Below are 12,487 nucleotides of genomic sequence, written 5' to 3' on the forward strand. Positions count from 1 at the left end.
ACATGAAAATAGCCAGACAGAGAACGGTCGGCAACGAAGTCCGGCAACGGGCTTCAAAAGACCTTGCAAACAATCTCAATCTGGCGTTGATTACTATTTATACTTTTCTTTTATTTTTCTGTTGTTTTGGTTGTCAGAGAGGGAAAAAGCCCGGAAATAAGGGATTTTCCCCGGCAACCGGCTCGGCAACGGGATAGCAACGAAGTCGGCAACGGGCTGTCATTTTCAGAATGGAAGCTCCATCTGCTCTGTGACCTCCACAAAACCGTCCATAGATTTTTCGGGCGGGTTGTCGGTGTCCGTTGCCGGGATTTCACGCTCCCAGCCCTTTTGTCTGCCGTATTCCGCAAACATCCTCGGATTGGAAAAGTAGTTCCACCCGGTAATGCACTGGTTCATTATCTCGTTGATTTCCCGGATTTCCCATTGCTTCGGCTCATCAAAGGTGTGGTTTAAGGCTTCCTTGTAGAGCTGCTTGGAGCAGACCGTTTCCCCGGTGTACTTATCAAGGTAAGCCTGTATCATCCCGGCTTTGGTGTCCTCCGGCATAAAATCCCGCTGGTGTTCTTTGAGATACCGCTGCATGGCTGGGCTGAATGACAGCTTGAACATGCCGCTTCGGTAAATCTCCATTGCTTCCGCCCACATCTGGCTGATATAGGCTCTGGAAGCGGCTTCGTCCTCCAAAATGTGAACCTCGGCTTGCTCCGGGTACACCATGACCGGGATAAATCGGCGGTTGCCGGAACGGTCAAGGGGGAGAAAGTCAAGGGCGTTGGAAGTGCCGCCGAACACGCATTGACGGGGGCGGTCTGCCGGGTGAGTTTCATAGGGAATTTTGTAAACCTCTTTCTGGCGGCTTAGAAAGGACTTGATTTCCTCAATGCTCTTGGCATTGGCGGTTGCCATCATTTCCGACATTTCAATTATCCAGTGACCTTGCAGCTTGCGGTACACGTTATCATCGTCCAGCTTCCGCAAATCATCGGAAAACCACTCGTCCCGGACTGCCAGCAGCCGGAAGAAGGTGGATTTGCCAGCCCCCTGACCGCCTACCAGACACAGCATGATTTCAAACTTGCTTCCGGGCTTAAATGCCCTTGTAATCGCCCCCAGCATGAACAGCTTCAAGGCTTCATAGGTGTAATCGTCCACATCAGCTCCCAGAAAGTGCCGCAGACAGAAGCGGATGCGCTCAGTCCCGTCCCATGCAAGGCTGTTCAGAAAATCCCGGATGGGGTGGTACTTATTCTCATTCGCCACAATCCCGATGGCGGTTTCAATCTTTTTCTCACTGGTAAGCCCGTAGGTTTCCTCCAGATAGAGAAGCAGATACTTCATGTCCGTATCGGTCAGGGCTGTGCTTTCTCTGTGAAAACCGATGGGCTTTATGATGTCCTTGCGGTCGGTCAGGATGTTGTAGGCGATTGCCCCGGCAAGCACAGGGTCACGCTGGAATACGGTCAGGCAGTTCCGTATGCTCTGGCGGACGCCGCCTTTCTCGGTGGTTTCCAGAGTTGCCTTTACTTCCTCAACGCTCTGGGGCGGCTGCATGGCGTTCATGGTGTTTTTTAGTTCTTGCTGCGTCTGCGGCTGCAAGCTCTGCCATTCGCTGTTCAAGCTGTATCACATCCTTTCCGTAGTCCATAATCAAAACCGCTTTTTCCTCTGTCTCCCCGAACAGCAGCACATCCAGCAGATATTCCACATGGGCTTGCTTCTGCAAGGCTTCCACGAACCGGGGATGAAACGCTTCCTCCGGGGAGTGCGGGGCATAGTCGGTTTTCCATACCCGTAAGAGGTGTAGATAATCGGCAAGGACACGGAAGCAATGTGCCTTTGCTTCCCGGAACTGTTCTTCCGGGGATTTCTGCCGGGGCTTGGGCTTCCTTGCCCTGCCCGGTGGCTTCCAGTCCTCATAGGCAAGCCCGAAGTCACTCGCCAACTGTGCGGCGGCTTCCTTTTTCCCCAGCCCGTACAGGGCAGCTACAAAATCAATCACATCCCCATCTGCACCACATCCGAAGCAGTGGAAACGCTTGTCCAGCTTCATGCTGGGGGTCTTATCGTTGTGGAACGGGCAGCAAGCCATCCCGTTTCTGTTTACCCGGATTCCGTAATGCTCCGCAGCCTGTCTTGTCGTAACGGACTGCTTCACAGCTTCAAATACATTCAAATCAATTCCTCCTTGTAAAAAAGAAAAGGCACTTATCATTCTCAATCTGAAAATGGCAAGTGCCTGTTAAAGTTCCATATCCTGTTGTTTGTGTTTCGTCTGTGCCGGGACAGTTCTTTGTGCTTTTTTCTCGTCCGCCTTATCCTGCAAGACTTCTTTGAGGGGCTGCTTCTTGGGCGGCTCTTTGCTTTCTTCTGTGCCGGGGGTGGCTTTCCGTACCCAGTAGCGGATGTCCCGCAGCTTCTTCAAATCCTCCTGTACCTCGGTCAACGGTATTTTCAGGGCTGCAATTTCTTCCAGAAGCGTTTCCTGCTCCTCTTGCAGTTCCTTTTGGGTGCTGTCCTTATCGTCCGGGTGCTTGGCAAGGTAGGCGGCGGCTTTCGCATACCGGGCAACCTCCGGGTGTTCCTGTTTGAATTTCTCCTTTGTTTTCTTGAAAAATATCTTCTGGTACTTCTCATAGACAGGCTTACATTCCTTGCAGTCTGTCCGGCTGGCAAGAAGCCTGTCAATCACTTTGCTTCGGGCTTCCTTTGGCTTCATCTGATTGCGGTAATCGGCGGCTGATTTCCCGGAAGATTCCAGAAACGCTTCTAAGTCCTCCACAGTGGAAAGCCCCTTTTGCCGGAGATAGGACAGGGCTTCGCTGACTGCCTTTAAGTCCTGTGAAGTCCCCCGGTTCTGTCCAGCCCTCGTCCAGCTTTTTCGTTCTTCCTTTCGTATCTCCATATATTTCATCAGCAGGTTGGGGAGAAGCGTTGCTTCCTCCGCCGCTTTTTGTGCAAGCAGCTCTTTCCGTTTTTCGCCCAGCTCGGCAATCCAGCCCTTGAGGTTGTGGATGAGCTGCCGGATGGACTTCATCAGGCTGTTGGCGGCTCTGATTTCCCGGTTCAGGTTTCCGATATTCGTCTGGATACCTCGCTTTTCCATCTGCCGGACAGCAGCTCCCTCATGGACAGTAGGGACTATATCAAGCCCCTGTCTGGCATAGGAACGCAAGTCCACACGCTCCGGGCGGTCATTGGCTTCCAGATAGCGGTTCTGGATGACCTCCCATTCATGCCGCCAGATTTCACAATACTTCTGGTCGTTCCAGTCAACCGTATCCTCCTTGTGGCTTTTCCATCTGCCGGACGGAAGTTTGATCCGTTCCCCATTCTCGTCAAGGTCATAAACCTTGCGGCTCTTGGGAAGCCATTTCCCATGTTCGTCCATTGCCCTCATAGTGAGCAGGACATGGGCGTGGGGATTGTGTCCCGGCGGATGGGGGTCATGGATTGCAAAATCAGCAATCATGCCTTTGGAAACAAACTGCTGCTGGCAGAACTCCCGGACAAGGACAGCGTACTGGTCAGGCGGTATCTCTCTGGGGATGGTAAGCACCCACCGCCTTGCAAGCTGGGAGTTCCATTGTTTCTCCACCGCTTCGGCGGCGTTCCATAGGGTATTGCGGTCTGCATATTTCTGTGGGGCATTTGCCGGGAGCAGGATTTCATTGTGGACGATACCACGCTTTTCCGGGTAGTGCTTCACTTGCTGGTCGTATTCACAGAACAGCTTTTCGCCGCTTTGGTAAGCAGCGGCGGCAATCGCAGACTGCTGTTGGCTGCGCTGAACAATCGTGATTTCGTTGTGTGGACAGGGCATTTCGTGTTCCTCCTTTCTGTGATTGGTGGATGGGGTGGCGTTTTACCACCTCATTTTGGGCAGAAAAAAAGCAGGATACCTTTTTCAGATTTCCTGCTTGGTGTGCCGCTGTGTGGGCGGCGGGTATTAAGTTGTAAAAGTTCAGGACAAGTTGACCCGATGTGTGGGTGGCAAACTGGAACTGGTTAATTTATATTATTTATGAGCGGAAATGTAGTCAAGCACAATTTTCCACCCATTATTTTCACTGGCATATCCCCATAAAGGCTCTGTTAACTGTTCTAATTCTTCAATACAATGACGAGTCTTTTTTACCATTTCTTTTCTTTTTTCGAGAGAGATTGAATTTAATTTTTTATTTGATACCTTAAACCTGTTATTTTGCAGAAAATTAACGGTGTCAATATAGTTATTATCATCAGTAAAAATTGTATCTTGGGGAAAACAGGATATAACCTTTTCAAATGCTGTTTTCAGGGTGAATAATCCTAAAGCATTTAATGCTTCTGGGATAAACGGAACTAATTTTACCTGTTCACAAATAATATACCACCAACCATCACATTGCCAATTCCCCACCATATTCATACAAATATGCAAGGTAAAAAGTTCAGGGGTCACTTTTTCTTTTATATCATCTAATGTCCCCAATTCCCATAATTTATCCGACAATTCAGCCAGTGTATTTTCATCTAAACATTTCACTCCGTTAAGGAGTTCCTGTAATGTAAGCACTGTTATTTCCTCCTCGCAATATAAAATTTCTCACAATCAACTTCCGCTTTGCTGTTAACTTCATTATACTTTACCCGACCGTCAAAGTATAGAGAGATTTTGTAAAACTTGTCGGCTGGGAACAGCTTGCAGCGCAAGGTGTCCCCAGATGGCAAGTCCACAAAAGGGTAGCTGGCGGCAGCCAGCGCAGGGGAAGCGTAGCGTCCCCTGTTTGATTTGGAGCAGACCATGACTGCGGAAAATCACAGCCCTCCGGCGAGGAGCCTTCGGAGAACGCAATGCACCAACCTCTGGGTGGTGTATAATTGCGCCCTTAGTAAACTAAGGGGTTTCTGGCTTCTTCCGTTCCAGCAGTTTTTTCAATAGTTCCTGCGTGTCCTGTCTGTGAAAAATGAGTTTCAACAACACCATGACATCATCATCTGTCAGGCGTTCCGGCTCTTGCAGAAAACTTTCCAGCATACCGCCACGAGTACAGAGCCGGTGCGTCCGTTCCTTTTGGGTAAGCTGCTTTAACTGGTGCTGCAATGCCTTTTCATCATTGATGGCTTTCCGCAGTTTCTTTTCGCTTTTCTCCAACTCCCGATTGAGTTTTTCCAGCTTTGAGGTATCAGGCAAGGGCAGCGTCCTCCTTTCCCGGTATCAGCACATAAATCCTGTTTGGTTCTCCAACGCCCTGACGCACCCGCATGATAAGTCCGGCGGTTTCCAGTTCATTCAGAGAACGCTTGACCGTCATAGAGCTGCGGGACAGGACTGCGGCAATGGCTGTGACAGGGAAGCAGACAAACAGGATTCCGTTCTCGTCCTCCTGCCCATTGGAGAGCATAGCGTCCAGCATCCGGCAGTACATGACCTTTGCGGTGCTGCTGACTGGAAATCCTGTCAACGCTCTGGGAAAAGGCATACAGGGCGGCAATGGTGTGTCTATCGTCATAAATTCAAAATTCATTCTGTGTGTTCCTCCTTTTTCTTTGCTCGTTTGGATAAATAACAGGGGCAGTCAATCACAACCGCCCGGAAGCTCTGCTTGCACCCATGCTGGCATTTCCGGCATAATTCGTTGTAAGTGACACGCCCCCGGTCATTGAGGTAAAAGGAAAGCTCATACTTCCTCTTTTTGCTCATTCTCGGCATATTGCGCTTCCTCCCGTTTTAGTGTATGGTTTCGGGGCGATTTTCGGTAAAATTACAGCCATAGAGCCGCTTAAAATCTCCCGAAGTATCAGCGATAGGGTAGACTGTCCCCCTATCAGATTGTTGTGTTTCGGTATCATTTCGGTGTCAGTTCGCCAGTTCTCCCCGGTGTCGTTCCTCCCCTGAATCTCACAGCGGCGTATCGCTCCCTTTGGTACGCTCGTTTTGGTCAGGGTTCCTCCATATCCCTGCCAAAATTCATGGCGCTACATCGCCGGGGAAGCATATCCCACACAGGCTGGTCATTCGATTGGAATAATCCATCGATGAACTACCTGTATCATAGAACATTTTTGTGCCCTGTGCCGTATGTCCACAAAGTAGGAATTAAGGGTAAAAATCAGAAATTTCCACGATTACGGAAAGTGTGATATAATCCAGATAAGCGGCAGCAATGAAACCGTTGGAAAGGAGCGTGTGCCCATGAAAGGAGCAACAAGCATACAGGAACGCCTTTGGGAACTCCGCAAGGACAAAGGCTTAAATCTGGAAGAACTATCAAAACTAACGGGTATTTCTAAATCAGCCCTTGGCAGTTATGAAAAAGAAGATTTTAAGGAAATCAATCATGGCAACCTTATCACGCTGGCAGACTTCTATGGGGTTTCCGTCGATTATCTGCTGTGCCGGACAGAGAACAGGGAGCAGATCAACACGCCACTGACGGAGCTGCATTTGAACGATGAAATGGTTGCACTTCTGAAAAGCGGTCGGATCAACAACCGTCTGCTCTGCGAACTTGCCACCCATAAGGACTTTATCAAGTTTCTTGCGGACATTGAGATTTATGTGGATGGGATTGCCACCATGCAGATTCAAAACCTCAACACCCTTGTCGATACTGTCCGACATGAAATCATAGAACGGTATCGCCCTGGCGAAGATGACCCACATTTGAAAGTGCTGCAAGCCGCCCATATCAGTGATGATGAATATTTCAGCCACATGGTTCTGGATGACCTAAACCTGATTATCCGGGATATTCGGGAAACCCATAAAAAGGATAGTGAGAGTGCGCCCCAGACCACTGTTGCCAATGAACTGAAAGAAAATCTGGAAGCGGTCGAAAATTTCAAGGGCAGCCGTTTGGAAAAACTGGCAGTGCTTTACTGCAAGCAGCTCGGTATCAACTATAAAAATCTGTCAGATGAAGAATTTCGCTGGCTTATTCGGATTCTCCAAAAATCAAAGAAAACGGGAACGCCTATCAACCAGAGGAAAAAACGGTAAAGGAAAACCGCTGTTGCATGGTTTGTTGGATTCCATGTAGCAGCGGTTTGTGCTGTGGTTATTACTTCATTCGTTTTCTTAATATTCGGCGATAATTTGTTTCTCCCTTTGGTGCGTCCTGTATAATTTCCAACACACCATCTTCAAGCATTTTATCAATGCGATTGGAAATCCATACATCACTAATTCCAAGTTGATATTTTCCTAAAACATTACCTATGACAATAGCCATTTTGAATTGCTCTGGCTGTTCCGCAATTTCACGAAGAATGAAACTATCATATATATCTTCTGAAACGCTTTGCAATTTACCATTTAACATTGCACGCAAAGGTGCATTTTCATTTTGAAGTTGATTCCATTTCATAGCACAAGCTGAAAGAAATACAGGATTAGCTTTCTCTTGTAGAGTTATATAGTTTCCCCATTCGCCAGGAGAGACCTCGCCCCATGCTATTTTGGATGTCATAGTATTTTCTTTTCCATATTCCCATGTAGGTAACTTAACCAAATAAATTGTTGTCTGGCAGTTTAAGGGTTGAAGTTGTTTCATAAGCCAATACATACCACAAAGCTCATCTGGATTATAGCTATACCAAATGCGAATTTCTTCCCCAGCTACATATCGTTCAATCACTGAGGTCAATGTAGTTTTAATTTTCTGTATTTTTTCTTCAACCTGATAATCTAAATCCTCTACAAAGCAGACAGACAGCATTTTCTTGAAAACATTTTTCCGCTGTTCGCCAATTCCATTATCAGAAATATCTCCCACACTAAGAGCCATATCAAAACAATAAACATCACAGCTCTTGCCTCCCAATGGAATAGCATTCTCCCAAGCAATGCGTTCTTGTTCCTGTGCTTGAAGCTGTGCTTTTTTCATTTCATCTGAAGATGGAACACTCCCGTCTTCATGCCTCATAAATATTGAAACAGCACTTCCTCTATACTTTCCCTTGCCGTAAGTTTGGGCAATTTTCAAACTTCCACAGGCACTTTCACCAAATACAATTTCAATCATCTTATATACCTCCGATTTAATTGCTCCCGTTATGAATAAATCATCTCATGCAAAACAATTTCTTCTGCCCGGTTATGAATGTTATTGCAACGCTGCACCCATTCCATTTGGTGGGTACGCTTCAATTCCTCGGTTACGCCCTCGGCAGTTTTCATCTGCTCCATGATGGTGTCTAACCGTTCCTGTGCCTGTTCGTTCAGGTCTGCAAGATATGTCCACAATTCCCCGGTCAGTATCAATGTATTCAATCTGGCTGGGTGGACTTCCCTTAAATATTCCCGGTGCATCCGTCCGTACTTTCCGATAGGGCGGTGTTCCTCCGGCAGTTTCAAGTCCGGGATGTAATAATCTCCGACAAGGATATAATCAATTCCGTTTTCCGTTATTCTTGGTTTCAATTCGCTCATGTTCCTTACCTCCTGTGGAAGCAGGCTCGTCTGGTACTAACTCAATCACATCGGTAATCTCACAATTCAGCGTTTCGCAGATACGGGCTAATGTATCCATGCTGATGTGCTTTCCCTCTTTGCTCATGTTGGCAATCATATTTGTTGTCATACCAGCGGCAAGCCTTAAATCCTCTTTTCTCATATCACGCTCTAACAGTGTGTGCCAGAGTGGCTTATAGCTGATGTGCATATTGTTTTCCTGCCTTTCTATCTATACCACCGGGGCGGCTGCCCCGGCAGGAACTTTTCTCTTATTATAGCACCAATCTTGTGAAATCACAATTTATTCTTGTAGCCTGCCGCTGATACCGTCTGGATTGTGCTTTTCCTTTCGTTTTTTGTTCCAACTAATTAGCCATGAACTGCTTAATGCCCTGTGATTTTGCCGCAGGGTTGTCCGACCCGTAACCTTCCAGAAGGTTGATAACGCCCCATACCGCCAGACCGGCGCCAAGAGCCATGACCAGAATTTTGAGAATGTCGATTGCCTGATTGAAAAATTCCATATATGTTCCTCCATTTTGTTTGTTTGATGGTTTTGGGTACAAAAAAAGCCGCCCACATCGGCGGCGCTTCGGGTCATCATGGCCCGAAGTTACACAAACTCGTCGCTGTCCAGATCATCGAAATTCAACAGGTCAGCTTCTTCGTCCGTGTCGGAGCCGTCCACTTCGTACACCGTGTATTCGTCCTCCGGCTTTAGTCTCAATGGCCGGTGGCGGAACAGGCTTTCCAAGCGGAAGGCGTTTTTCTTTTTATCAAATTCGGCTGTGTACTTGTAATTCGGGTGCTTTTTCAAGTCATACTTCGGGGACAGGAAGGGCGGGAGCCCCCGAAGCTGCAAGATACATTTATCCCCGGGCATGGTGGTGATCTCGCTGGTGGTCATCAGTTCCCGGCCAAGCCGCTGCATATTCTGGCTGTAACTTTCAGACTGTCCCCGGCTTCGGCCCTCGGTCTGCATAGAGATGGTGGCCTTGCCCAGCCAGTTTTCCGAAATATCCTTTAGGGTGGAAGCCTCCCGGCCTCCGAGGAACACGATACTGTCCATGTTTCCCATGATGGTTTCGGAATGGTCTTTGTACAATGCCTTGCACTGGCTCATAGCCTGATAAAAGAGCGTCAGGCTGATCTCCCGGGAACGAATGACGGCCACGATCTTTTCCAGCCCCGGCACCTGCCCGGTGTTGGCAGCCTCGTCCCATAGCACCCGCACATGGTAGGGCAGACGCCCGCCATAGGTGTTATCAGCCCGTTCACACAGAAGGTTGAACATCTGCGAAAAAGCGAGGGCAACCAAAAAGTTGTAGGTGGTGTCCGTGTCGCTGATAAGAAAGAACAGCGCTGATTTTTCATCCCCCAGCTTATCCAGCTCCAGTTCGTCATAAGATATGATCTCCCGAAGCTGGGGAATATCAAAGGGAGCCAGTCTTGCACCGCAGGAAATCAAGATGCTTTTGGCTGTCTTGCCGCTGGCGAGCTTGTATTTCTTATACTGCCTCACGGCGAAGTGCTGGGGGCTGCGACGTTCCAACCCGTCAAACATATAGTCCACCGCATTTTTGAAGGTTTCGTCATCCTCCCGGACTTCCATGCTGTTTATCATTTCCACCAGCGTATTCATGTTGCGTTCTTCCTCCGGCCCCTCAAAGACGATGTAGGCCACAAGGGCGCAGTACAAGAGGGTTTCAGCTTTAGTCCAGAACTCGTCGCCCTCCTTGCCGTCGCCTTTGGTGTTGGCGATCAGAGCAGTAACGAATTTCAAAACATCGCTTTCCGTCTTGATATAGGCCAGCGGATTGTAGTGCATGGATTTTGAAAAGTCGATACTGTTGAACACCCGCACCCTGTATTTCTCCCGTTGCAGGAACCGCCCGCACTGATCGAGGGTGCCGCCCTTCGGGTCTACCACCACATACGAGGAATGAGCTTGAAGAAGCTGCGGGGTCAGCCAGAACCTTGTCTTACCCGAACCGGACGAGCCGATGACACAGGCGTTTAGGTTCCGGGCATTGGCGGGTATTTTCGGACGGGTGTTCATGGTCAGGAACTCCGTCCCGGTCAGAATGACATTGTTCTGAAATTTAGGGTCTACAAACGGCTTTATATCCTCCTTTGTTCCAAAGCGGGCGGTGCCGTACTCTGCATCCCGCCGGAATTTTTTCGCCTGCCTGATCTTTGACTGTATCAGCAGATACACCCCAGCCGCACCGGCAAGGCCCACCAGCAGGTCAATACCGCCAAGCCCCGGCCAGTAGGTTTCAAAGGCTTTGGGGAAGGTATCGAGCATCCCCATGAGCTTTGTCCCGAAGTCTGTGCCGGGGGCGATCCGGTAGGCCGTCCCGATTTTGGAGAAGAACCAGAACACAAAGAGGTACGGCAGGTTTGGGAGCACATATTTTCTAATCTTGTCACTCAACGTCCGTCCTTCACCGCCTCTCTGGTCCGCTGCTTTTCCTTTGCCTGCGTCCTGATCTGCTCCGTGAATTTCCGAAGCTGGCCGAGGATGGAAGCCTTGTCCTGCTCTTTGTTCAGCACCTTTGCGCTGTACTTCTGGAAGGCCGCCGTGATAGCGTCCGCCTGATTGGCTTTGAAAAACAGCAGGTAATGACCGGGGCTCACTTTATGGAAAGCGTAGTCCACATGGAACTCCTTTGCGATCCGGTCAAAATCCTTTGGGGCTCCCACATAGGGCATGGCGCTTTTGCCGCCATAGTGGTTCATCAGCTTTTTTACACTCTGGCGTCCCTGCGGGGTCAGCGCCTTCCGGTGGTGCTTTTGCAGCGCCCGCGCTACCTTCCCAAGAGCGGCAGCCAGCACTTTTCCCGTGAGCTTCGTTGTCCTGATCGAAAGGGCAACCGTTTTTTGGTTTACTTCTTCCTGCATAAAACCTCCTTTCCGTCGGGGTTCCCGCTATCCGGGAGGCCCCCGTACAATCTCGGGGAACAGAAAACCTCGGGCCAATGTGGCCCGAGGCTTACCGCTCGGCATCTCTGCCGGACGGAGCTTTCTTTTCCGGCTCCGTCTGGATTTTTTCGCCCTGTTCCCGCATGGTCTGCAAGATAGAGGGCTTCTTTTGAAGCTGGGAGGGCTTTTCGCCGGACAGCGGCTTGATACATTCCAGACGGTCAGCCGCCCGGATGGCGTTGTCCGTGAGCTGCCTCTGCCATGCGCCTACACTGGGAGCCCAGCGGAAACCGCTGCTTTTCAACTCGGCCCGGGTGTCCGCGTCAGGCTTTCCATCAAAGAATACCTGCAAGCGGTTGTCCTCCCGGTTCATCTCCACACGGCCCCCGTCGAACTCCCAGCCGGAAAACTCCCGCTGCGCCTGTTTGGAGAGCTGTTCGATACGCGTCTTTACCCGGCGGATCTCCGCATTGTTGTTGGTAAGCTGGTAGCTTTCAAAGGGCCTCGGGTCGCTCCGCCAGTTTGCCGCCATGCTTGCTTTCAGCTTTTCGATCTGGTCCGGCGACAGCAGCGCACAGCCATCCAGCTTGCCATGCTTGCGGTAATAGGCGTTGACCTCCTTCATAATGAGCTGGGAGCGTTCCAGCCCGTCCAGCTTCTTCTGGAGCTTTTCAATCGCTGCCGGGTCATCGGCGCTGATCCCGCCCATGCCGGTACTGCGTATCTTATCCAGCAGCCCTTGAATATACCGCCATTCCTCCATGTTGCTGTCCCGGGCCCGGTTCTGTTTTTCCTTCTTTCCCACCGGGAAATTGGCCGGTCCGGCGATCATCACAGAGGGAACCCTTGCGTCAATGGCAAAGCCCTGGTTCATGTTTTCGGCCAGCTTGCGGGCGTAGGTGTCTAACAGATGGTCGATCTTCTCATGGTACATGGGGTCCACCCGGGATTTCTGCTGTTCCGCTATGGCGGCGGCCTTGTCCACCATTGCCCGGTATTCCGCCGTTGCGCTCCCTTCCTTGTAGTCGGAAAAGCTGTTCATTTCCTTTGCCCGGCGGGCGGCTCCTTCATTGATAGGGTAATAGTTGATGGTATGCACCTCCTTCATGCTTCGGGCCATGC

Annotated in this window: 15 protein-coding genes; 1 reads left to right on the forward strand and 14 read right to left on the reverse strand. The window is 49.8% G+C overall.

The annotated features are described in order from the left end of the window. Positions 1-225: 225 nt before the first annotated feature. The 7 genes from WMO43_RS04295 to WMO43_RS04325 all read right to left on the reverse strand — a co-directional run bounded on the left by WMO43_RS04295 (position 226) and on the right by WMO43_RS04325 (position 5,695). The gene (locus WMO43_RS04295) at positions 226-1,563 is read right to left on the reverse strand and encodes a virulence-associated E family protein (RefSeq protein ID WP_008394605.1); all 1,338 of its coding nucleotides are present in this window, start codon (positions 1,561-1,563) and stop codon (positions 226-228) included. Next, a complete protein-coding gene (locus WMO43_RS04300) occupies positions 1,532-2,176 on the reverse strand; it encodes a CHC2 zinc finger domain-containing protein (protein ID WP_025544160.1) in 645 nt (214 codons plus the stop codon). Before WMO43_RS04300 ends, WMO43_RS04295 begins: the two co-directional genes overlap by 32 nt. A 66-nt stretch (positions 2,177-2,242) precedes the next feature. Beyond that, positions 2,243-3,823 (reverse strand): MobQ family relaxase, encoded by a 1,581-nt coding sequence (mobQ, locus tag WMO43_RS04305; protein WP_349085416.1) that lies wholly within the window; start codon positions 3,821-3,823, stop codon positions 2,243-2,245. Between the two features lie 195 nt (positions 3,824-4,018). Next, entirely contained in the window at positions 4,019-4,558 is a 540-nt protein-coding gene (locus tag WMO43_RS04310; RefSeq protein WP_349085417.1) for a hypothetical protein, read from the reverse strand. Between the two features lie 321 nt (positions 4,559-4,879). Continuing rightward, positions 4,880-5,176 (reverse strand): DUF3847 domain-containing protein, encoded by a 297-nt coding sequence (locus WMO43_RS04315; RefSeq protein WP_349085418.1) that lies wholly within the window; start codon positions 5,174-5,176, stop codon positions 4,880-4,882. Then, positions 5,169-5,510 (reverse strand): replication initiator protein A, encoded by a 342-nt coding sequence (locus WMO43_RS04320; RefSeq protein WP_349085419.1) that lies wholly within the window; start codon positions 5,508-5,510, stop codon positions 5,169-5,171. Before WMO43_RS04320 ends, WMO43_RS04315 begins: the two co-directional genes overlap by 8 nt. Next, on the reverse strand, positions 5,507-5,695 hold the full coding sequence (locus WMO43_RS04325; protein ID WP_005927683.1) for a hypothetical protein: 189 nt from the start codon (positions 5,693-5,695) through the stop codon (positions 5,507-5,509). The genes WMO43_RS04320 and WMO43_RS04325 overlap by 4 nt, the downstream gene beginning before the upstream one ends. Before the next feature lie 483 nt (positions 5,696-6,178). Here WMO43_RS04325 and WMO43_RS04330 point away from each other — a divergent pair, with 483 nt between their 5' ends. Then, positions 6,179-6,985 (forward strand): helix-turn-helix domain-containing protein, encoded by an 807-nt coding sequence (locus tag WMO43_RS04330; protein WP_005924756.1) that lies wholly within the window; start codon positions 6,179-6,181, stop codon positions 6,983-6,985. Positions 6,986-7,046: 61 nt separating this feature from the next. Here WMO43_RS04330 and WMO43_RS04335 read toward each other — a convergent pair whose 3' ends face one another. The 7 genes from WMO43_RS04335 to WMO43_RS04365 form a co-directional block, all read right to left on the reverse strand. Then, positions 7,047-8,009 (reverse strand): DUF3658 domain-containing protein, encoded by a 963-nt coding sequence (locus WMO43_RS04335; protein ID WP_005927687.1) that lies wholly within the window; start codon positions 8,007-8,009, stop codon positions 7,047-7,049. Positions 8,010-8,038: 29 nt separating this feature from the next. Beyond that, positions 8,039-8,416 carry a TnpV protein gene (locus WMO43_RS04340; protein WP_005927690.1) on the reverse strand — a complete coding sequence of 126 codons (378 nt, stop codon included), beginning with the start codon at positions 8,414-8,416 and terminating at the stop codon, positions 8,039-8,041. After that, complete coding sequence (locus WMO43_RS04345; RefSeq protein ID WP_002593556.1) at positions 8,376-8,648, reverse strand: helix-turn-helix domain-containing protein; 273 nt, start codon at positions 8,646-8,648, stop codon at positions 8,376-8,378. Before WMO43_RS04345 ends, WMO43_RS04340 begins: the two co-directional genes overlap by 41 nt. 157 nt (positions 8,649-8,805) lie before the next feature. Further along, positions 8,806-8,964 carry a Maff2 family mobile element protein gene (locus tag WMO43_RS04350; protein ID WP_003500126.1) on the reverse strand — a complete coding sequence of 53 codons (159 nt, stop codon included), beginning with the start codon at positions 8,962-8,964 and terminating at the stop codon, positions 8,806-8,808. A gap of 89 nt (positions 8,965-9,053) precedes the next feature. Then, entirely contained in the window at positions 9,054-10,877 is a 1,824-nt protein-coding gene (locus tag WMO43_RS04355) for a VirD4-like conjugal transfer protein, CD1115 family (RefSeq protein ID WP_113993203.1), read from the reverse strand. Then, positions 10,874-11,344 (reverse strand): PcfB family protein, encoded by a 471-nt coding sequence (locus tag WMO43_RS04360; RefSeq protein WP_015567070.1) that lies wholly within the window; start codon positions 11,342-11,344, stop codon positions 10,874-10,876. Before WMO43_RS04360 ends, WMO43_RS04355 begins: the two co-directional genes overlap by 4 nt. Before the next feature lie 91 nt (positions 11,345-11,435). Continuing rightward, positions 11,436-12,485, reverse strand: a complete 1,050-nt coding sequence (locus WMO43_RS04365) for a DUF8626 domain-containing protein (RefSeq protein ID WP_154251804.1) — start codon at positions 12,483-12,485, stop codon at positions 11,436-11,438. Positions 12,486-12,487: the final 2 nt, after the last annotated feature.

The organism is Maccoyibacter intestinihominis (assembly GCF_040096355.1).
Taxonomy (GTDB): domain Bacteria; phylum Bacillota; class Clostridia; order Lachnospirales; family Lachnospiraceae; genus Maccoyibacter; species Maccoyibacter intestinihominis.